The 20,186-nt window shown below is 71.0% G+C and carries 18 protein-coding genes and 2 tRNA genes; 4 read left to right on the top strand and 16 right to left on the bottom strand.

From position 1 onward, the window contains the following. Positions 1 to 17 precede the first annotated feature (17 nt). From ACZ3II_RS05920 to ACZ3II_RS05885, 8 genes are all read right to left on the bottom strand, one after another. Positions 18 to 2,822 carry a tetratricopeptide repeat protein gene (locus ACZ3II_RS05920; RefSeq protein WP_465516447.1) on the bottom strand — a complete coding sequence of 935 codons (2,805 nt, stop codon included), beginning with the start codon at positions 2,820 to 2,822 and terminating at the stop codon, positions 18 to 20. Beyond that, positions 2,822 to 4,573 carry an HSP90 family protein gene (locus ACZ3II_RS05915; RefSeq protein WP_465516446.1) on the bottom strand — a complete coding sequence of 584 codons (1,752 nt, stop codon included), beginning with the start codon at positions 4,571 to 4,573 and terminating at the stop codon, positions 2,822 to 2,824. The genes ACZ3II_RS05920 and ACZ3II_RS05915 overlap by 1 nt, the downstream gene beginning before the upstream one ends. A gap of 176 nt (positions 4,574 to 4,749) precedes the next feature. Next, entirely contained in the window at positions 4,750 to 5,370 is a 621-nt protein-coding gene (locus ACZ3II_RS05910) for a hypothetical protein (RefSeq protein ID WP_465516445.1), read from the bottom strand. After that, positions 5,367 to 6,845: a hypothetical protein gene (locus ACZ3II_RS05905; protein ID WP_465516444.1), complete on the bottom strand. Its 1,479-nt coding sequence runs from the start codon at positions 6,843 to 6,845 to the stop codon at positions 5,367 to 5,369. The genes ACZ3II_RS05910 and ACZ3II_RS05905 overlap by 4 nt, the downstream gene beginning before the upstream one ends. After that, the gene (locus ACZ3II_RS05900) at positions 6,842 to 7,705 is read right to left on the bottom strand and encodes an ABC transporter ATP-binding protein (RefSeq protein WP_465516443.1); all 864 of its coding nucleotides are present in this window, start codon (positions 7,703 to 7,705) and stop codon (positions 6,842 to 6,844) included. The genes ACZ3II_RS05905 and ACZ3II_RS05900 overlap by 4 nt, the downstream gene beginning before the upstream one ends. Next, complete coding sequence (locus ACZ3II_RS05895) at positions 7,702 to 8,541, bottom strand: zf-HC2 domain-containing protein (protein ID WP_465516442.1); 840 nt, start codon at positions 8,539 to 8,541, stop codon at positions 7,702 to 7,704. Before ACZ3II_RS05895 ends, ACZ3II_RS05900 begins: the two co-directional genes overlap by 4 nt. A 31-nt stretch (positions 8,542 to 8,572) precedes the next feature. Next, positions 8,573 to 9,151: an RNA polymerase sigma factor gene (locus ACZ3II_RS05890; RefSeq protein WP_465516441.1), complete on the bottom strand. Its 579-nt coding sequence runs from the start codon at positions 9,149 to 9,151 to the stop codon at positions 8,573 to 8,575. An 87-nt stretch (positions 9,152 to 9,238) separates the two neighbouring features. Beyond that, positions 9,239 to 10,138 (bottom strand): sulfurtransferase, encoded by a 900-nt coding sequence (locus tag ACZ3II_RS05885; protein WP_465516440.1) that lies wholly within the window; start codon positions 10,136 to 10,138, stop codon positions 9,239 to 9,241. Between the two features lie 79 nt (positions 10,139 to 10,217). Here ACZ3II_RS05885 and ACZ3II_RS05880 point away from each other — a divergent pair, with 79 nt between their 5' ends. The 4 genes from ACZ3II_RS05880 to ACZ3II_RS05865 are packed head-to-tail and all read left to right on the top strand — an operon-like array spanning position 10,218 to position 13,510. Next, entirely contained in the window at positions 10,218 to 11,951 is a 1,734-nt protein-coding gene (locus tag ACZ3II_RS05880) for a proline--tRNA ligase (protein WP_465516439.1), read from the top strand. Between the two features lie 32 nt (positions 11,952 to 11,983). Further along, positions 11,984 to 12,376, top strand: coding sequence for a CBS domain-containing protein (locus ACZ3II_RS05875; RefSeq protein ID WP_465516438.1), 393 nt, complete (start codon positions 11,984 to 11,986; stop codon positions 12,374 to 12,376). A gap of 47 nt (positions 12,377 to 12,423) precedes the next feature. Then, on the top strand, positions 12,424 to 12,867 hold the full coding sequence (locus ACZ3II_RS05870; protein ID WP_465516437.1) for a SufE family protein: 444 nt from the start codon (positions 12,424 to 12,426) through the stop codon (positions 12,865 to 12,867). Position 12,868: 1 nt separating this feature from the next. After that, the gene (locus tag ACZ3II_RS05865) at positions 12,869 to 13,510 is read left to right on the top strand and encodes a DsbA family oxidoreductase (RefSeq protein WP_465516436.1); all 642 of its coding nucleotides are present in this window, start codon (positions 12,869 to 12,871) and stop codon (positions 13,508 to 13,510) included. Positions 13,511 to 13,539: 29 nt separating this feature from the next. Here the strand turns inward: ACZ3II_RS05865 and ACZ3II_RS05860 are convergent, their stop codons facing one another. From ACZ3II_RS05860 to gyrA, 8 genes are all read right to left on the bottom strand, one after another. Continuing rightward, positions 13,540 to 14,094 carry a YbaK/EbsC family protein gene (locus ACZ3II_RS05860; RefSeq protein WP_465516624.1) on the bottom strand — a complete coding sequence of 185 codons (555 nt, stop codon included), beginning with the start codon at positions 14,092 to 14,094 and terminating at the stop codon, positions 13,540 to 13,542. A 508-nt stretch (positions 14,095 to 14,602) separates the two neighbouring features. After that, entirely contained in the window at positions 14,603 to 15,241 is a 639-nt protein-coding gene (locus tag ACZ3II_RS05855; protein WP_465516435.1) for an NUDIX domain-containing protein, read from the bottom strand. Between the two features lie 32 nt (positions 15,242 to 15,273). Beyond that, positions 15,274 to 15,747, bottom strand: coding sequence for a zinc ribbon domain-containing protein (locus ACZ3II_RS05850; protein ID WP_465516434.1), 474 nt, complete (start codon positions 15,745 to 15,747; stop codon positions 15,274 to 15,276). Positions 15,748 to 16,265: 518 nt separating this feature from the next. After that, positions 16,266 to 16,338 (bottom strand) — tRNA-Ala (locus ACZ3II_RS05845). A gap of 10 nt (positions 16,339 to 16,348) precedes the next feature. Next, the gene (locus tag ACZ3II_RS05840) at positions 16,349 to 16,477 is read right to left on the bottom strand and encodes a DLW-39 family protein (RefSeq protein WP_211304171.1); all 129 of its coding nucleotides are present in this window, start codon (positions 16,475 to 16,477) and stop codon (positions 16,349 to 16,351) included. A gap of 115 nt (positions 16,478 to 16,592) precedes the next feature. Then, positions 16,593 to 16,666, bottom strand: a tRNA-Ile gene (locus ACZ3II_RS05835). A 75-nt stretch (positions 16,667 to 16,741) separates the two neighbouring features. Further along, on the bottom strand, positions 16,742 to 17,638 hold the full coding sequence (locus ACZ3II_RS05830; RefSeq protein ID WP_465516433.1) for a DUF3566 domain-containing protein: 897 nt from the start codon (positions 17,636 to 17,638) through the stop codon (positions 16,742 to 16,744). 3 nt (positions 17,639 to 17,641) lie between these two features. Beyond that, on the bottom strand, positions 17,642 to 20,155 hold the full coding sequence (gene gyrA / locus ACZ3II_RS05825; RefSeq protein ID WP_465516432.1) for a DNA gyrase subunit A: 2,514 nt from the start codon (positions 20,153 to 20,155) through the stop codon (positions 17,642 to 17,644). Positions 20,156 to 20,186 lie beyond the last annotated feature (31 nt).

The raw sequence follows: 20,186 nt of genomic DNA, 5'->3' as shown, positions 1-20,186 counted from the left end.
CGGCGCCGGCCCCTGGCTTAACGGTCGTTCAGCCCATTTACCGCCTCGGAGTGCAGTTGCTCGGCCATCTCACGGGTCGGCGCGTCCGGCCGCATCCGCTGGAGAAGCCCACTCAGGAGCCGCTCGGCCTCGGCCGGCGACCCGGAACGCAGCAGCGCCTCGGCGAGCATCCCCTCGACCATGTCGGCGTCGTCGTCAGCGCCGATCTCACGGAGACGTTCCGGCGCACCGTACAGGTGGGGAAGGGCATCCGCATAGCGGCCACGGCGCATCAGCAGGTTCCCCACCTCGAAGGCGAAGATCGACCGGCCCCAGCGCACCCCCGGCACGGTGGCCACCTCGTCCGGCAGCTCCCGGTAACGCTGGTCGACCAGCCGGATGACCTCCTCGGCCTCGGCCACCTCGTCGGCGTAGTTCAGCGCCATCAGCCGCCGGCGCAGCAACCGCAACTCACCGGCCAGGTCACCGGCCTGGCGCAGCGCCTCCGCGGCGGCCCGGAAGGTCAGTGCCGCCTCGCCGTCGCGATCCAGGTCGTAGAGAAGCTGACCGGCCTGCTCGCCGACCTGCCCGCGACCGGCCGGGTTGTCCGCCAGCTGCTCGATCAGCTCCCGGTAGATCGCCAGGGCCCGGGCGGTGTCACCCAGCTCCCGGTAGATGGCGGCGAGCAGGAACCGGGTGTCGACCGCCGGCTCCTCGAGACCGAGCCGCTCGAACCCGAGCAGCGCCTCCTCACCGACCTCGGCCGCCTCCGCCGGACGATCGGCCGCGTGGTACGCCTGGGCCAGGTCCCGGCGGGCGAAGACACCGGCCTGAGCGGCGCCCTCCTCGTGCGCGGCCTCCTCGTCGGCCAGCAGCGCGATCGCCTCGACGAAGTCGTCGATCGCCTCCTCCGGCCGCTCCAGGCGCAGCAACGCGCGACCCCGGTTGGCCCGGGCCGCCAGCGCCGCACCCGGCAGGCCCGCGGCCAAGGTCTCGCTGAGCGCGGTCACGGCCTCGACCGGATCGCCGGTGAGCTGGCCGACGACCACCGCCGCCTCGGCACGGGCCATGGCCGGGCCGTGCTCGCGGTAGAAGGCCCAGGCCGCGGAAGCTGCCTCGTACGCCTCCTCGTGCCGGTGATCCATCGCCCGGTTCTGGGCGCGCACCATCGCGTGATAGGCCTGCCGGCGCTCGTCGCCGGTCTCCTCGGCGAACCGGTCCGCCCGGTCACCGGCCTCGTTCGCCTCGTCCAGACGGCCGAGCAGCCGGTACATCTGGGCGAGACGGATCCACGCGCTCGCCCGGCTCTCCGAATCGCCGTGGGCATCGTGGTGTGCCGCGTTCGCCTCGACGACAGCCAGCAGCTCGACGGTCGGCTCCTCGTCCCGCGCCCGCAGCACCGCGATCCGGGCCCGCATCATGCTCGCCTCGCCCGCGTTCCCCGCCTGCTCGAACAGCTCGGCGGCCCGCTCCCAGGCGGCCCGCGTCTCCCCGCCGGCCACATCGGGCAGCAGGAAACCGCGCAGTGCCCACAGCCGGGCGGCCTGCGCCGGCTCCGCGGGCACCGGGAACCGCTCGTCGAAGGTCTCCAGCACCGTCCGGGCCGCGTCCTCGCGGTCCTCGCGCTGATAACGCTCGGCCAGCTCGATCAACGCGGCCGGGGTGGCGTCGTCGTCGACCGGAGCGACCGGCTCCACCGGCGGCGCCGGGACCGGAACCGAGGCCGGGGAGGTCACCCGGCGGGCCGTCGCGGAGAGCGGGACGTCGATCCCGTACGGCTCGGCGCTCATCATCTCGGCGACCGTGGTGCTCTGATGCGCCGTGCCGTTACGGGCGTCGAACCGGGCCGCCAGGCCGGACGCGAACGTCTCCAACTCGGTGGCGAGCGCGGCAGCGGTGCGGTCCGGGTGCTCGGCCCGGCGGATCACCGTGTCGCCGTGGCCCAGAGTGGTGAGCCGGCGCAGCAGCACGACAGCGTTGGCGGCGAAATTCATCGCGGCCCCGGGCGACGGCGCCCGGTCCAGCCAGTCGATGTGCCGCTGCAGGATCTCCAGGCCGCGGTGCTCGTTGCCGGTCCGCGCGCAGAACCGGATGTGCCCGCCGATCTCCCACAGGTCCGCGAGATTGTTGCGCTCCAGCAGGTAGGAACGTCGGTGCGCGTCCGCCGCCTCGGCCGGGCGGCCGGTTTTCAGGTAGATCACCATCAGCTCGCTGAGGATGTTCTGCGGCTGCTCGGAACAGGACAGGTCACCGGCCAGGACCGGGGCCGCCACCTCGGCGGCCTCGTCGAACCGCTCGGCGGCGGACAGGTGCCGGACCAGGCTGGTCGGGTCGCAGCCCGCACAGTCGGACAGCGCGTTCCGCGGCGCGGCCTGCCACTTCTTGAACCAGTCCTCGGCCTCCTCCTGGTTGCCGACATGCTTGGCGACCAGGTAACGGTGCTTGTAGACGGGCTGCAGCCCGTGGCCGGACTCCCGATAGCGGCGCTCCATGTCGTCGAGCACCGCGTAAGTGCGGGCCAACGGCACCTCAGGGAACGAGGTCAGCGAGTTGACCATGCTCTTGAACAGCCACAACAGGTTGTGCGTGAACCGGCCGTGGTACGGCGCGGGATTACGGTCGAAGTCGGCGACACACCAGGAGAAGGTCGGGAACGCCTTCACCGGCTCGCCACCGTAGATGTACGCCGTGGTCGCGAACAGCCGGGCGTAGAACTTCAACTCGGCGTCGTCGGTGGTGTCGACGTGCCGCAGCACCTGCTCGACCAGGGCGATCTGGGCGGCGCCGTACGGCAGGTGCTCGGCCTCGCCGAGCAGCCCCCACAACTCCTGCGCGGTCTTCATCAGGACTCCTCACCGGGGACGGCACGATCCAGCAGGCCCAGGAACGACGTGGTCAGCAGAGCCGCGTCGGCCGGGCGGATCGGGTGGTGGCCGAGCAGCAGCGCCTGCCCGTACAACGACTCGACGGCCAGGCCCGCCAACTCGGCGTCACCGAGAGCGGCGACCCGGCGGATCAACGGATTGCGATGGTTCAGCACCAGTTGCGGGCGGTCGGCGGGCACCGTCCGGGCCAGCGCGTCGAGCACCCCGCCCCACAGGTCATCAGCCTGATCCCGGCTCGCGGTGAACTCGTCGTGGAACGCCGCCTCCCGGCTGACCAGGTAGAGAGCGGGCAGCGTGACCGGGTCGAAGGCGCGCACCACCACCTCGCAGCCGAGCTTGTCCAGCCGGCGCTGGGCGGCCGCCAGGAACGGGCGCAGCAGCAGCTCCGCCTCGGTGTCCAGCGCGGTGAACCGGGTGGTCAGATCGGTGGGATCGAGCTTCTCCGCCCGCACCTCCGAATCCAGGGCGGCCAGGCGCTGGATCAGATCGGCGTCGTAGACGTAACCGCCGTTGATCAGGCCCACATCCTGCGCCGCGGCGACGGCGGCGAGCTGGCGGAACTCGTCGTCGGTCGCGGCGTACCGCAGGACGCCGTGCCGGGACCGGAACTCGGCGAGCGTGACCTCGCCCATGTTGGTCTGCATCGGGTACCACTGCTCGACCAGGCGCAGCATCTCGTCGTCGTGCAGAGCCAGCGCCTTCACCCCGAGGTGGTGGATGCGCAGGAAGGCGGCGAGACGGCGCGGGTCGGTCGCCGACAACCGCACCAGCCAGCCACGGAGCTGATCGGCGATCGCCTCCCGGGTCTCGGCGAGCATGCCGTCGTCGTAGAGCGCCTCCCGGCTCGCGGTGGGCCGCAGCTCGGTGCTGTCGACCACGCAGCGGGCGAAGAAGGCCCACTCCGGCAGCAGGCCCTCGATGCTCTCGGAGAGCAGCATCCGCTTCAGGTAGACCCGGTGGCCGCCACGGGTCGCCGGGTTGACCGGGGTGGGCAGCACGAACGCGGCGCCGGAGAGCCCGGCGCCCGGCACGTCCAGCTCGATCACGTCGAACGGGCGGAACCCGAGAGTGCGCTCGGCATAGGCCAGGCGGGACTCGTGCGGCAGCTCCCACGGCAGCGTGCCGGCGGTGACCTTGCGCCCGTCGACCTCGACCCGGACCGGCAGCAGTGAGCCGTAGGTGGTGGCGAGGTCGGTCACCGTCTCGGCGGTCAGGAACTGCTCGGCGCCCCGGCGCGGCAGCAGGGTCACCGTGGTCCCCGGCTCGCGGTCGGCGCCGGGACGTACGTCGTAACGACCGTCGGAATAACCGGTCCAGAGCACCGGGGCGGCCTCGCCCCGGCGGGTGTGCACCCGGATCTCGTCGGCGACCAGGAAGCAGGAGAGCAGGCCGATGCCGAACTGCCCGAGGAACTCGTGCCGGGCGAACCCCAGCTCGTCCCGTTTCGAACTGCGGCCGATGGTGGCCAGCAGCTCGTGCACCTGCGCCTCGGTGAGACCGATGCCGTTGTCGTCGATGCGCAGCGAGCCGTCACCGGTGGCGCCGGACGACACGATCGTCACCACGCCGTCGTGGCCGGGGCCGAGCGCCGTGATCGCATCGACAGCGTTCTGCAGCAGCTCGCGGACGTAGACGCGGGGGCTCGCGTAGAGGTGGTGGCTGAGCAGGTCGACGATGCCCCGCAGGTCGACCTGGAACGTGTTGCTCACGGGCGGCACGGTACCGCTTACCCCCGACAAAATCAGATCCATATCGCCCAGCGCGGCCACCTCCGCTCCGCTCACGGCCCACCCCGGGCCGCGCTGAGCCACCTCGGGCCCGCGACCGGACCGTCTTCCGGTCCACGCCCGGCCCCCTCTCCGGTTCGCGTCCGGGTCAACCGCTATCAGGCCGGTGCGGAGCGCTCCCGGTTGGCGACCACCAGGACGGCCAGCAACAGTGCGAGAACGACCGGCCAGCACTGCTGGGCGGTGGTCCAGCCACTGGACACCGGAATCGGCCACGGCGAGTCGCTGCCGCTGAAGAACAGGGTCACCACCACGGCGGCCCCCTGAGCAACGGGACCAAGCAGCGCCCCGGACGAATCGTCCCGATACCGCGCACCGAGCGCAGCGGCCGCCACCGGCAGCAGGCCGCACACCGCGGCCTGCAGGATCACGAAACCGGCCGGCCAGGTGAACGCCGTGCCGGCCGCGGCCCGGGCAGCGGCATAGAGCAACGCCCAGACCAGCGTGGACGGCACGAGCACCGTCGCCAGCCGCAGCCACTGCACCCGCCACCGCGCGACCGGGGTGATCACCGTGGAGGCCATCAGGTCGGGCAAGGCGAACCCGGCGGCGGTGCCCAGGACCGCCGCCGCCAGCCGCAACCCCACCAGGGCGGGGGTGGACTGCGGCTCGGCAGCGGACCACACCGGGTATTGCACCAGGAGGGCCAGCGCCACCGCGGCCGCGAACGGCCACCACGGCACCGATCGGATCAGGTGCCGGACCAGCGGCCCGGTCACCGGCACACGCCACGGTCGACGGGCACGATCTCGCCGTCCGGCACCGGAAGCGGCTCCTCGGTGGGGATTACGGGTGGCTTGATCGTCACGCCGAGGCCGGCCAGCGCGGTCGACCGCGGGTCGAGCACCTCGGCCCAGTGATCGGCCAGGTAGGCCCGCACCTCGGCAGGCGGCCGGGCCAGCAGGCTCTCGGCGGCCTGGGTCTCGGCCGCCCCGTACGCCGTGCGGGACAGGGTCCACCCCCGGCCCGGCGCCGCACTGCCGAGCAGCCAGAGGGCGACCACCGTCCGGTGCTGGCCGCGCCCGTCACACTTCCGCCAATTGTCCGGGTCGTCCCGCCGGAGGATGCCGACCGCCGTTGCCGCGTAGTGGCCGGCGAGTGTCTTGCGGGAGTGCTCCGCCCAGGAGCCGAGCCGGCCCCAGTGGGCCTCCGTGGCGACCTCGGGATGGCCCGGTGTCATCGGCACCGCGTCGTCGATGGTCGAGATCTGCCGGACCGACGGTTTCAGCGCGGTCGCCGGCAGCAGTTTCGCCATCGGCTCGACGGCCTCCCGCCAGTACTCGATCCACGGCCCGTAGCCGGGAAGAGCGCAATACCGCGCGCCCTCATGGGTCTGACAGTCCAGGGTCTCCGGAGCGATGTGCTTCCGGGCGCTCTCGACGTTGATGGTGTCCGGGGTCTCGGCAGCCTCGCGCCGAACCGCGAAACCGGCGAACACCAGCGCCCCCACCGCGACGATCGCCGTCACTTTCGGCGCGGCCTGCCGGCATGCCGCGGCGACGGCCGCCACCAGCAGGCCGAGCAGGTAGAGCAGGTGCCATCCGAACGGCTGCGGGACACCGAAGTCCCAGGTGACGAAGATGACCGGCCGGAGATGGTTGGCCGTGGCGGTCGGATCCGACGACGCGAACAGCAGGAGGAAGAGCGCCACGCTGAACGCGGCCAGGGTGAGCGGGCCGGCGACGGCTCGGGGCAGTAACCGGCCCACGGCCACACCGACGGCGGCCCCGGTCGCCGGGACGACGGCGGGGATCAACGCGACCCACGGCTCGAACCGGCCGACCGGCCAGGCCGGCAGCAGCAGGAGCAGCACCGCGACGTACACGACGACGCCGGCGGCTGCCGCGATCAGCACCGTCCCGAGCAGCGCGGCGCTCCGCCGGCCGGGCCCGGCCGGCATGGTGCGGGTGCTCTCCTCGGCGCCGGTCCGCTGGTCCCGGCTCGCCGCCAGATGCGTGGCGATCAGCAGGAAGGCCGCCAGCACGAGGGACGCCATGCCGACGTTCTCGTGGAAGGTCTCCCAGCTCGGCATCCGGGTCCACGTCCAGACGGCGCCCAGGGCGATGGACAGCAGCACACCGATCCACAGGAACGGGCTGCGCCACATCCGCCGGGCCTCGGCACGGGCCAGCATGATCGTCGCGGTCCGGGGCGCCGCCGCCGGTCGCCCGGGGCGTTCCACGGTGATCGTCATCGGGTCACCTCGGTGGCCGCGGCAGTCGCGCCGCGCAGCATCAGATAGCCGTCCTCGATGGAGGGGCGGGTGGGCTCGGCACCGTCCGGCCGGCTCCCGATCGTGCGGTAGAGGCCGTCCGCATTCCGCCAATACGCCGCATTGCCCTCGGGTGGTGACGCGGAGAGCCACACCTGCCCGTCAGCGGCGCCGGCCAGCTCCCGTGGCGTGCCCTCGAAGATCACCCGGCCGCCGGTCAGCACCACGACCCGCTCGCACAGGGCGCCGACGTCCTCGGTCTGGTGGGTGGAGAGCAGCACGGTCCGCTCCTCGCCCAGTCGCGAGATCAGGGCGCGGAACAGCATCCGCTGCTCCGGATCGAGACCGACCGTCGGCTCGTCCAGGATCACCAGGTCGGGGTCGCCGAGCAGTGCCTGGGCGAGCCCGAGCCGCTGGCGCATGCCACCGGAGAGGCGGCGCACCTTGGTCTTGGCCCGGTCGGTCAGCTCGACCTCGTCGAGCACCCGCCGGACCTCGGCCCGCCGCTGCCGGGTGTCGGTGATCTCCTTCAGCACGGCGACGTAGTCGAGCAGGTCGTAGGCGGTGAAGTTGGGGTAGAGGCCGGGGTTCTGCGGGAGGTAGCCGATCCGGCGCCGGATCTCGGTCCGCCCGGCGGGCGCCGACGGGTCCAGCCCGAACATCCGCACCGAGCCGCGGTCCGCGGCGAGAGCGGTGGCCAGACAGCGCAGCAGGGTGCTCTTGCCCGCCCCGTTCGGCCCCAGCAGGCCGGTCACGCCGACGCCGATCTCCAGGTCGACGGTGTCGAGCGCGACCCTCGCGCCATAGCGTTTGGCCAGACCGCTGACGGTCACCGTGGTCATCGGCTCTCTCCCAGGTCGAAGCGGCCCCGCCGCAGGATCAGAACGGCCGCGGCGGCCAGAGCCGCGGCGAGATAGCTCAGCTGGGCGGCCGGGCCGAAGACCACCGACACGAACGGCTCGCCGTGGAGCAGCCGGGAGGCCGTCAGCACCCCGGCGAGCCAGAGGCCACCGAGCGTCGCCGCCGCGACAGGCAGGGCCAGCGCGGTCGCCAGCGCCAGCGTGCCGGTGCAGAGCAGCAGCGCGGGCAGCAGCCAGGCGACCGCCAGCCACCCCGGCCCGGGCAGCAGGGCACCTGCCGTCGCAGCCGTCGTCATGGCGACCCCGATCACCGAGACGGCCCGCCACAGCACCAACGTGGGTCCGGCGGCCGGCGTGGTGCCGGTGATCTCGTGCATGGGATCGGCCGGTGGACCATAGGCCCCGGAGACGGCCACCACCGGCAGAACGGGGGCGAGGATCAGGAAGCTCGTCGTCATCACGGCGCCGCCCGCCCCGGTCCGCAACAGCCAGGCCGCGGCCACGGCCAGCCCCAGGACCGTGACCGTGGCGGCCAGCCACGACCAGCGCAGGGCGGGAGTGGCGGTGAGCAGCCGGATCCGGTGCCCGGGCAGGCCGAGGCGGGTCAGCAGGCGGTGGGCCGGGCCCGCTTTCGGGGCGTGGATGTTGTCGTAGACGACCGACCAGTTGCCGGTCAGCCAGGTGAAGTCGACCCGCACCGAGGTCCGGCAGGCCGGGCAGGCCTGCATGTGGGCCTCGACCGCCATCGTCCGGCCGGGGTCGAGCTCGCCGCGCTGATATTCCCCGAGCAGTCCGGCGTCGATGTGCCAATCACTCATCTCGGGCCTCCTCCGATCCCCTCGTCCCCGCTCATGCCAGCAGCTGCCGGAGCCGGAGTCGTGCACGCATCAACCGGGTCTTCGCGGTGCCCTCGGGGATGCCGAGCAGCTGGGCGGCCTCGCGAACGGTCAAGCCGTCGAGCGCCGTCGCCTCGATCAGGCGGCGCAGCTCGGGCGCGAGCCGGTCCAGGGCCGGGCCGAGGGCGCCGTGCTCCACGCCGAGCAGCACCAGCTCCTCGGCGGACGGCTCGGTGCGGGCGTCGTCGGGGACCTCGGTGGCCGAACCGCTCAGCCAGCGGTGGGCCGGGCCGCGGAGGGCCGACACGAGGCGGCGCACGGCGATGGTCCAGAGCCAGGCGGCAGGGTCGGCGGCCGTCTCGGTGAACCGGTGGGCGTCTTTCCAGACGGCGACGAAGGTGTCCTGGATCGCGGCGTCGACCACGTCGGGGTCGGCGCAGCGGCGGCGGAGCCGGGCCAGGAGCCAGCCGGCATGGCGGTGGTGCAGCAGGCGCAACGCCGCGGTCTGCCCGGCGGCGATGGCGCGCAGCAGGTCAGCGTCGCTGCTCTGCTCGCTGACCGGGGGCACCGGTTGCGGTCTTCTCCGTCGCACATCTGGACTATCGCCGACCGCATCGATTTCGGTTCACCCGAAAAGACGGCGCCGCCTGAGAAGGCGGCGCCGTCGTGGTGGATCAGATCAGTGCAGACCGCCCGGTTCCGGGCCTCTGGCGATCGGCGCCCGGACCAGGTTGCCCCATTCCGTCCACGATCCGTCGTAGTTGCGGACCTGTGGATAACCGAGCAGGTACCGCAGGACGAACCAGGTGTGGCTGGACCGCTCGCCGATCCGGCAGTAGGCGATGACGTCGTCCGCCGACTCCAGCCCGAGCTCGTCCCGGTAGATCTTGAGCAGCTCGTCGTGCGGCTTGAACGACCCGTCGTCCTCGGCTGCCGACTTCCACGGCTTGCTCACCGCGCCCGGGATGTGCCCGCCGCGCAGCGCGCCCTCCTGTGGGTAGGCCGCCATGTGGGTCAGCTCGCCGGTGTACTCCTGTGGCGACCGCACGTCCACCAGCGGGCGGCCGCTGGAGATGTGGCCCATCACCTGGTCACGGAAGGCCCGGATCTCGGCGTCGTTGCGGACCGGGACAGGGTAGTCGGCGGCGGGCCGGGTGGTCTTCTCCCTGGTCAGGGTCCGGCCCTCGGCCGCCCACTTCTGCCGGCCACCGTCGAGCAGCCGCACGTCGCGGTGCCCGAAGAGGCTGAAGACCCAGAGCGCGTACGCCGCCCACCAGTTGAAGTTGTCGCCGTAGAACACGATCGTGTCGTCGCGGCCGATGCCCTTGGCCGCGCAGAGCTCGGCGAACGCCGCCGGATCGAGGTAGTCGCGGCTGATCTGATCGTTGAGCTCGAGGTGCCAGTCGACCTTGACCGCGCCCGGGATGTGCCCGGTGTCGTAGAGCAGCACGTCCTCATCCGACTCGACGACGACCAGACCGGGCGTGTCCAGGTTCGCGGCGAGCCATTCGGTGGTTACCAGTTTTTCGGGGTGTGCGTACGCCTGCAGCGCCGGCGCCGGATCGTTCGGAACGGACATGCCTGTCACGCTAGCGCGCCGAACCGCCGCGCCGGTTAACCGGATGAAATCGTCGTACCCGGTCCCTAGGCTCGTGCCCATGCTGCTTCGGATGTCCACCTTGCTGCTCAAGACCCTGCGTGAGGAGCCGGCGGACGCGGAGGTGCCGAGTCACCGCCTCCTCGTGCGCGCCGGGTTCATCCGCCGCGCCGCCCCGGGCGGCTACACCCTGCTTCCTCTCGGCAAGCTGGTCCTGGACCGGGTCACCGCGATCGTCCAGGAGGAGATGGCCGCGGCCGGCGGCCAGGAGGTCTCGTTCCCGGCCCTGTTGCCCCGCGAGCCCTACGAGGTCAGCAACCGCTGGACGGAGTACGGCGATCTCCTCTTCACGGTGAAGGACCGGCGCGGCGCCGACCATCTGCTCGCGCCGACGCACGAGGAGATGTTCACCCTGCTGGTGCAGGACATGACCGGGTCCTATCGGGACTTCCCACTGCTGCTCTTCCAGATCCAGACGAAGTTCCGCGACGAGGCGCGGGCCCGGGGCGGCCTGCTCCGCGGCCGCGAGTTCCTGATGAAGGACGCCTACTCCTACGACCTCTCCGAGGACGGGCTGATCGAGACGTACGCTCGGATGCGCGCCACCTATCAGCGGATCTTCACGCGGCTCGGCCTGGAGCACACCGTCGTCTCGGCCGTGTCCGGCGCGATGGGCGGTTCGGCCTCCGAGGAGTTCCTGGCCACCGCCGAGGCCGGTGAGGACACGTTCGTCGGCTGCACCGCCTGTGACTACGCGGCGAACACCGAGGCCGTGGCCACGCCCGCCCCGCCCGCACGGCCGGTGACCGCGCCGCCCCTGGCCGTCCACGACACTCCCGGCACGCCGACCATCGCGTCGCTCGTCGCGCTGGCCAACGAGCGTGCCTTGGCCGGCCGCACCGACTGGGCCGCATCGGACACCCTGAAGAACGTGGTGGTCACCGCGCAATATCCCGGCCGCGAGCCGGAGGTGCTGGCGATCGGCCTGCCCGGTGACCGCGAGGTCGATCTCAAACGGGTGGAGGCGGCGCTGTCGCCGGCTGCCGTCACGCTGTTCGACGACTTCGACTCCCGCCCCGACCTGGTCAAGGGCTACATCGGCCCGCACGGCCTGAAGATCCGCTATCTGGCCGATCCGCGTGTCTCTCCCGGCACCGCGTGGCTGACCGGCGCCAACCAGCCCGGCCGGCACGCCACCGACGTGGTGGCCGGCCGCGACTTCGTCCCGGACGGCACGATCGAGGCGGCCGAGGTGCGTCCCGGTGACCCGTGCCCCGCCTGCGGCGCCGGGGCGCTGACGATGCGCCGGGGCATCGAGATCGGGCACATCTTCCAGCTCGGCCGGCGATACACGGACGCGTTCCGGGTGGACGTCCTCGGCGCTGACGGCAAGCCGGTGCGGCCCACCATGGGGTGCTATGGCATCGGCCTGTCCCGGGCGGTCGCGGTCATCGCCGAGCAGCACCACGACGAGCGGGGCCTGGTCTGGCCGGCCGCCGTTGCGCCCGCCGACGTGCACATCGTCGCCGCGGGGAAGGGCGGTCAGGTCGAGGCCGCCCTCACGCTGGGCGCCGCGCTGTCCCGGGCGGGGATGCGGGTTCTCGTCGACGACCGTCCCCAGGTCTCGGCGGGTGTCAAGTTCACCGATGCCGAGCTTCTCGGCATCCCCCGCTGCGTCGTGATCGGCCGCCGCCTCGATGAGGGGTATGCGGAGGTGCGTAACAGGAGCACGCTGGAACGGACAGAGGTGCCCCTTGCGGACGTCGTGGGTGTAATCGCGACGGAGCTCGGGTAACCGTGAGACGACGGCGGTGGAGGGACGGGAGCATGGTGAGAGTGGTCGCGGAGGCGATGACCCGGAAGGTCGTCTACCTGCCGGAGGACACCCCGCTGGACGAGGCGGCCCAGGCGATGCGCGATCAGGGGATCGGCGATGTCGTCGTCACCCGCGGCGCGACCCTGGCCGGCATCGTGACCGACCGGGACATCGTGATCCGCGCCATCGCGGAGAAACTCGCCCCGGCCGTCACGACCCTCGCCGCGGTGGCCACCCGTGAGCTTCTGATGATCGAGCAGAGCGCCACCGTGGAGGAGGCCGTCCAGGCGATGCGTGATCGTGGCGTACGCCGCCTGTTGGTCTGCGACGCGGACCGCAACCTGGTCGGCATCCTCAGCCTCAGCGACATCGCCCTGCTGCCGACACCGTCGGCGGCTACCTGAGCCACGGGAGCGACCGCCTCGGAGATCAGCGCGTTAGGGTCGGTCTCGTGACTGACATGCCGCCGAAGCTGGCCGAGATCGTCGAGGAGTTCGCCGGGGCGCCCCGCGAGGTCGTGCTGGAGATGCTGCTCGAGTTCGCCGACGCTGTTCCGCCGCTGCCCGCCGGCCTGGCCGGGCATGAGGGCATGGAGCAGGTGCCGGAGTGCCAGACCGCGTTCTTCCTGCGGGCGATCGTGCAGCCGGACGAGAGTGTGGTGACCCACTTCGACTGCCCACCCGAGGCGCCGACCACGCGCGCCTTCGCCGGCATCCTGGCGGAGGGCCTGGCGGGGGCGACGGCAGCGGAGGTCCTGGCCGTGCCGGATGATCTCTATGCCCGGATGGGGCTGGCACAGACGATCAGCCCGCTGCGGGTGCGCGGCGGGACCGCGATCCTGGCGCGGCTCAAGCGTCAGGTCGCCGAGCAGGCGGCCGCCGCCCGGGCGGAGTGACGTGGACATTCAGGTCTGGTCCGATGTCGTCTGCCCCTGGTGCTACATCGGCAAGCGCCGACTGGAGAAGGCGGTGGAGTCCTTCGGCGGCGAGGTGACCGTCACCTACCGGGCGTACCAGCTGGACCCGTCGCCCGTGCCGGAGCCACTGCCGATCAAGCGGGTGATGGCCGCGAAGTTCGGCGGGCCGGAGCGTGCGGAGCAGATGTTCGCGCAGGTGGCCGCGATCGGTGCGAGCGAGGGTCTGGATCTCGACTTCGACCGGGCCCTCGCTGCCAACACGTTCGCTGCGCACCGGCTGATCTCCTGGGCCGCGATCCGGGGACGGCAGGCGGTCATGCTGGACGCGCTCCAGCGGGCGCACTTCACCGCGGGCATCGACATCGGCTCGCCGGCTCAGCTGGCCACGGTGGCCGGCACGATCGGCTTGGATCCGGCCGAGGCACTCACGCATCTGGAGTCGGAGGCGGGCACCGTAGCGGTTCACGCCGACATCGCGGAAGCCCGCGCGCTCGGCATCACCAGCGTCCCGACCTTCGTGATCGACGCGAAGTACGCGCTGTCCGGGGCTCAGGAGCCGGCCACCCTGCTGGCCGCCTTCGAGGAGATCACCCGCCGCGAGGACGCGAACGCCGGGCGATGATGTTTCACGTGAAACATCATCAAGCTTGATCACTGCGTTGCGGTACGCGCCAAGCCGTCGATGACCTCGGCGCCCGGCAGTGCACCCAGCGCCGGCCCGGCAATGGCGATCTTGCTGTGCCGGACGCCGGATCCGATGATCACGTGCGGCACGGCGACGACCCGCGCGTCGACCAGGATCGGCCAAGAGGCGGGCAGCCCGATCGGGGTGATGCCGCCGTATTCCATCCCGGTCAGCTCGACCGCGTCCGCCATCGGCGCGAAGCTCGCCTTGCGAACATCGAGCCGGCGGCGGACCACGCCGTTCACGTCGGCCCGGGTGGTGGCGAGGACGATACAGGCGGCATAACGAGTCTCATCGCCCCGGCGGCCGGACACGATCACGCAGTTGGCGGACTCGGCGAGGGCCACCCCGTACGCATCGCAGAAGGCGGCGGTGTCCGCGAGCGTGGCGTCGATCGGAGCCACCAGCACCTGATCGACGTCGATCAGCGCTTCGGTGGGCCAGACCGCCAGCGCCTTGGCCACCGGCGGGGCGAGCAGGTCCGGGCGGGACTGGGCGGATTCGGTCTGCAGGCTTCCCAACATGCCGTCATCCTTACCCAGCCCGGCGAGCAAGCCACCCCGGCACCGGCAATGGGGGAGGACAATAGCCCCGAAAAACCCGAGACGCAGCCAAATCGTCGGGTGTGAACGTGATCCCGGCGGCGGAGTCCTCAGTTCCGGACGGATCATGCCGACCGTCAGAGGTTGTGGAGGACCGCAGAAAAGCACGCATCGGAACCGTCAGTGGGCTTGCCCTACTGGCCGGCTCCACAGCGCTGATCGCAGTGTCCGGCGGTCATCACTCGTTCTTCGCGGTACTCCTTCTCGGCCTGCTCGCCGTGGTGATGTCGCATGCCCTGGTCGTCGAGATCCAGCGTCAGGCCCGCCGCCGGTCCCAGGTCACCTGGTACCGCACCGACACGGTGAACACCGTGCTGCTGGCCTGCTGGACCCTGATCGCGGGGGCGGTCAGCACGACGCCGTTCGCCTCACTGCCGATCCGGTCGCTGACCGGTGTGCTGACCGCCGGTTATGCCGCGGCCTGCGTCTACTTCGTCGTCGAGCGGCGCCGGGCCGTCACGGCCCCGCCCCGGCCCGCAGCGCCCTCGGTCACCCCGCCGACGGCTTTCGGGCCGACCGCTCTCGCCGCAGACGCGGAAGCCGGGCCTGAGCTCGCCGTGGAGCCGCCCCGGCGGCCCGCCCCGGCCCGGGTGCCCGGACCCGCCGCCGAAGCGCTGGACGAGCCGCTGAGGGACCCGGTCGCGGACTCCGCGCCGTCGCTCTGACCGGCCAGGGTCGGCAGCACCACCATCAGCGGCGGCACCGGCACGCCACTGGTCTCGATCGGCAGCTCGGGGAGCGGCAACCAGTCGACGCCGAGTTGCTCCGGACCGGAGCCGTCGTCACGCCCGACCCGTGGCTCCCCGTCCGCGACGGTCACCGCGAAGACCGACGTCATGCCTGACGGGTAAGGCATCTCGAGCACGTAGCGGGCGTCGGAGACGATCAGGCCGGTCTCCTCGAACACCTCGCGCCGCAACGCCTCCTCGGCCGTCTCACCGGGGCGCAGGCCCCCGCCCGGAAGCGTCCACCACTCGCCGCCACCGGACCGCCGGCTGCGCTCGTGCACCATCAGCACACGGCCGTCCCGCACGATCACGGCGGCGGCCCGTCTTCGTTCGCTCACGTCATGCAGGCTAGTGCGGTGTCCACGAACATTCACCGGATGGGGTCCGGTGACGTTGTGGATCCTCGCGCACGAGCGTGCGCGAGCGACTCCCCACCGTCGGTGGCGGGGCGGGCCTCCGCAGGCCAACCGACCCCGCCGCCGTGTGGTGGCGGCGGGGTCACGCCGTGCGTTTCGGACACCGGGCAGGTGCCGTCCGGCTCGACGTGCGTGACCACCCCACCTGACTCTGGTGGTGGGATGGTGGTGGCGGCGATGGTGAACGCCGCGGTGAGATCACGGTGTCCGGAGAATGTGCAATGCCGGCAGGTCATGGTCCTGCCGCGGGGTTCGGGGATGCGCCGGTGGCAGGCGGGGCAGGTGGAGGAGCTGCCGCGTTCGTCGACCGGGTGGACCCGGATCCCGGCGAGGGCGGTTTTGTCCTGCAGGATCCGGCCGATCTGCCACTGCCGTAACCGCAGGTTGTGCCGCCGCCCGGCCGGCAGGTCCAGGACCCCGCGGGTCACCGACCGTCAACGTCCCGACCTGTTGGTCGACCGCCCAGCCGATGATGGTCGTGGTGGCTTCGTGCAGGGCTTGACGGACCCGCCGCCGATGCCGGCCCTCCACGGTTCGGGCGCGGTGGCGGGTCTTGATCTCCAGCACGCAGGCCCACAGGTCACCGGCGGAGGGCAGCAGGCCGAAGCACCGCTGCCGCTGGCCCCGGGTCAGGCGCAGGCTGATCCGGGCGGTGCGATGCACCACCGGACCGGCACCCTCCACCCGCTTCCTAGGCACACGACCACTTCACGCAAGGCCCTAGGCGCGAGGCAACGCTGGGAGCCGGTGAACATTCGTGGACACCGCACTAGCGGCAGGGTCCACCGGCCGCAGCGGGCCGTCATTCCTCTGTGGATGTCCGACACCGTCGAGGCACGGGCAAATGCGGATCTACGCCTGCGGAACGGTGAGCAGCACCGGGGATCTCCATGGGGAGCGCACGAAAAAGGCGACCCGCGTCAACGCGGATCGCCTGTCGTGATCGTGGAGCCCAGGGGACTTGAACCCCTAACCCCCGCCTTGCAAAGGCGGTGCTCTGCCAGTTGAGCTAGGGCCCCGTGATCCGCTTTATCGCAGATCAGGAGCGGTGGTCGCCTCGTGCCAGAGGGCGCGCTCGTCGCTGGAGGCCTTCACCTTCTTGACCACCAGGGCAGCAACCCCGACAACACCAGCGATGATGAGGAGCTTCTTCAACACTGAACTGCTACCCCCAGAGCCTGCCGGATGAAGTCACCCCGAAACGGAGGAGTTTCGGGGGAAATGACGAGTGACCCCGACTCGCGTATTCGCGAGCGGGGCCCTCAGTCACTCGTGGGGCTAGCTGGAATCGAACCAGCGACCTCAGAGTTATCAGCTCTGCGCTCTAACCGACTGAGCTATAGCCCCTCACCTGCGAACAGAACGTTACCGCATCGGGTTGCGGGTCTCCAAAGCGGGGTCCCCGCAACCCGACCGGAAACGTCAGTCCCGCTCAGCGAGCGTGAGCTCGATCCCGCCGACCAGGTCGGCGCAGACGTTGTAGATGAAGGCGCTCAGCGTGGCCAGCGCGGTGAAGAGGACGACATTGACCGCACCGATCAGCATCGAGGTGCCGATGACACCCCAGGCAGTGATCGTGAACGTGCTGTCGCCGGTGCCCTCGGCCCCGCTCGCGGTGACGAGCTCCTTGAGGTTGCCGTTGATCGAGCTCCACACGCCCATCGTGTCCAGGGCGAGGTAGAGCACCGAGGTCGCGACGACCACGACGATGAAGAGCACGATCGACACCGCGAACGCGAACTTCATCACCGACCAGGGGTCGATCCGCTTCAGGTTCAGCCGGGCGCGACGAGGGCCGCGCGCGGCCGCCGACGACACCGTGGAACGGGCCGAACGCACCGCCTCGGAGACACGGGCCGCCCCGACCGCCGCGGCACCGCCGGACTGGGCGCCCGTCGAGGACGACCCGGTCCGCTGCTTCGCGGCGGGGGTGGCCTGCGGCGCGGACGCCGGAGCGCCGGCCTGCCCGGTCACCGGAGCGCTGCCACTGGTCGCGCCGCCCGGGATCCGGCCGGAGGTGGTCCCCGGCGCGGCGCCCTTGCCCTTGGTGACGACCGGCACGGAGGCCGATCCCTTGACCGGTGGCTGCGTTCCTGGCCGCTTCGCGTCAGCGCCGTCGGTGCTGCCGACCGCCGGCTCACCCGGGGGCGGGGCCATGCCCGGCGCCCGGGTGAACTTCGGCGGGGACGCGGCATCGGCGGGGACAGCGGCACGCCCTGCGGTCTCGCGGCCGTTCGATGCGGCGGTGTCCTTCTTCGCCACATCGTCCGGAGTCGCTGAGGTCCCCGGGCCCCCCGACTTCGCCTGTGTCTCCGGCATCAACTAGTCCTGTTCGTCAGGCTCGTCGGCATTGCGAGCAAGCGCCACGATGGTTACACCTTCTGGGAGGTCCATCAGCTTGACCCCCATTGTGTTCCGATCCCTCGTGCGCCGTACAGGCTTCACGGGAGTCCGGATGACACCACCATTGCTGGTGATGGCAAACAGTTCATCCTCCGGGCTGATCACCAGAGCGCCGACAAGTCCACCACGACGCTCAGTGATCTTGGCGGTCAGCACCCCCTTACCGCCACGACCCTGTACCGGATACTCCTCGATGGGGGTGCGCTTCGCATACCCACCGTCGGTGGCGACCAACACATCCATGTCCGGCCGGACCACTTCCATGGCGAGCAGCTCGTCGTTGTCACCGAACCGCATGCCGATCACACCGGACGTGGCGCGGCCCATCGGGCGCAGCGCGTCGTCGGTGGCGTTGAAGCGAATCGCCTGGGCCTTCTTGGACACCAGAAGCAGGTCGTCCTCCGGAGCCACCAGGGCCGCGCCCACCAATTCGTCATCCTCCCGCAGGTTGATGGCGATGATGCCACCGCTGCGGTTGGAGTCAAATTCCTCCAGGCGCGTCTTCTTCACGAGGCCATTCTTAGTGGCGAGCACAAGGTGCGGCGCGACCTGGTAGTTCGGGATCTGGATGACCTGGGCGATGTGCTCGTCCGGCAGGAAGGCCAGCAGGTTCGCGACGTGCTGACCCTTGGCCACTCGGCTCGCTTCGGGCAGTTCGTACGCCTTCGCCCGGTAAACCCGCCCCTTGTTGGTGAAGAACAGCATCCAGTCGTGGGTCGAGATGACGAAGAAGTGCGAAACGATGTCGTCCTGCCGCAGCGTAGCGCCGCTCACGCCCTTGCCGCCGCGCTTCTGGGACCGGTACAGATCGGTCTTGGTGCGCTTGGCATATCCGGTACGTGTGATTGTCACCACAACGTCCTCGCGGGCGATGAGATCCTCCATGGAGACCTCACCGTCGAACGGGATGATCTGGGTGCGCCGGTCGTCACCGAACTTCGCGACGATCTCGGCCAGCTCCTCGGAGATGATCGCCCGCTGCCGCTCCGGCTTCGCGAGGATGTCCTTGAAGTCGGCGATCTCGATCTCGATCTTCGCCAGCTCGTCGACGATCCGCTGCCGCTCCAGGGCGGCCAGCCGGCGCAGCTGCATGTCGAGGATCGCGGTGGCCTGGATCTCGTCGACGTCGAGCAGCGTCATCAGGCCCTGGCGCGAGTCCTCCACCGTGGGCGACCGCCGGATCAGCGCGATGACCTCGTCGAGCATGTCCAGCGCCTTGGCCAGACCGCGCAGGATGTGCGCCCGCTCCTCGGCCTTGCGCAGCCGGTACGCCGTCCGCCGCTGGATGACCTCGATCTGGTGCTCGACGTAGTAGCGGATGAACTGCGCCAGGTTCAGCGTGCGCGGCACGCCGTCGACCAGCGCCAGCATGTTGGCGCCGAACGTCTCCTGCAGCTGGGTGTGCTTGTAGAGGTTGTTCAGCACGACCTTGGCGACCGCGTCGCGCTTGAGGACCAGGATCAGGCGCATACCGGTACGCCCGGAGGACTCGTCCCGGATGTCCGCGATCCCGGTGAGCTTGCCCTCCTTCACCAGCTCGGCGATCCGCTCGGCGAGGTTGTCCGGGTTCACCTGGTACGGCAGCTCGGTCACCACGAGGCACGGCCGGCCGCGGGTGTCCTCCTCCACCTCGACCACGGCACGCATCCGGATCGAGCCGCGGCCGGTCCGGTACGCGTCGTTGATCGCCGACTGCCCGACGATCAGGCCCTTGGTCGGGAAGTCCGGGCCCTTCACCAGCTCGAGCATCGCTTCGAGCGCGGTCGCCTCGTCCGACTCGGGGTTGTCGAGCTGCCACTGGACAGCGGCGGCGATCTCGCGCAGGTTGTGCGGCGGGATCTTGGTCGCCATCCCGACCGCGATGCCCTCGGAGCCGTTGACCAGCAGGTTCGGGAAGCGGGCCGGCAGGATCGTCGGCTCTTTGGTCCGCCCGTCGTAGTTGTCCTGCATGTCGACGGTGTCCTCGTCGATGTCCCGCAGCATCTCCATGGCCAGCGGGGACAGCTTCGACTCGGTGTACCGCATGGCCGCCGGCGGGTCGTTGCCCGGCGAGCCGAAGTTGCCGTTGCCGTCGATCAGCGGGTACCGCAGGGACCAGATCTGGCCCATCCGGACGAGGGCGTCGTAGATCGACGAGTCGCCGTGCGGGTGGTAGTTGCCCATCACGTCGCCGACGACACGGGCGCACTTGACGTAACCGCGGTCCGGGCGGAAGCCGGCGTCGTACATCGCGTAGAGGATCTTGCGGTGCACCGGCTTGAGGCCGTCGCGGACGTCGGGCAGCGCCCGGCCGACGATGACGCTCATCGCGTAGTCGAGGTACGAGCGCTGCATCTCGACCTCGAGGCCGACCGGCTCGACGCGTTGGGTCACACCGCCACCGGCGTCCTCGGTGGTCTCGTCGCCGTCCGGGGGTTCGGGAGTGTCAGTCACTTTTAACCCTTACTCAAGGTGATGCCAGGCA

The sequence above is a fragment of the Actinoplanes sp. NPDC019969 genome (genome assembly GCF_055562375.1).
The sequence above is the reverse complement of the archived record's forward strand: the minus strand, read 5'-3'. Positions and strand labels throughout refer to the sequence as shown.

Excerpts from the sequence above, each read along its gene's own strand:
- ACZ3II_RS05920 (WP_465516447.1), bottom strand. The coding sequence starts at position 2,822 with ATGAAGACCGCGCAGGAGTTGTGGGGGCTGCTCGGCGAGGCCGAGCAC.
- ACZ3II_RS05905 (WP_465516444.1), bottom strand. The coding sequence starts at position 6,845 with ATGACGATCACCGTGGAACGCCCCGGGCGACCGGCGGCGGCGCCCCGG.
- ACZ3II_RS05900 (WP_465516443.1), bottom strand. The coding sequence starts at position 7,705 with ATGACCACGGTGACCGTCAGCGGTCTGGCCAAACGCTATGGCGCGAGG.
- ACZ3II_RS05895 (WP_465516442.1), bottom strand. The coding sequence starts at position 8,541 with ATGAGTGATTGGCACATCGACGCCGGACTGCTCGGGGAATATCAGCGC.
- ACZ3II_RS05885 (WP_465516440.1), bottom strand. The coding sequence starts at position 10,138 with ATGTCCGTTCCGAACGATCCGGCGCCGGCGCTGCAGGCGTACGCACAC.
- ACZ3II_RS05880 (WP_465516439.1), top strand. The coding sequence starts at position 10,218 with ATGCTGCTTCGGATGTCCACCTTGCTGCTCAAGACCCTGCGTGAGGAG.
- ACZ3II_RS05875 (WP_465516438.1), top strand. The coding sequence starts at position 11,984 with ATGGTGAGAGTGGTCGCGGAGGCGATGACCCGGAAGGTCGTCTACCTG.
- ACZ3II_RS05830 (WP_465516433.1), bottom strand. The coding sequence starts at position 17,638 with ATGCCGGAGACACAGGCGAAGTCGGGGGGCCCGGGGACCTCAGCGACT.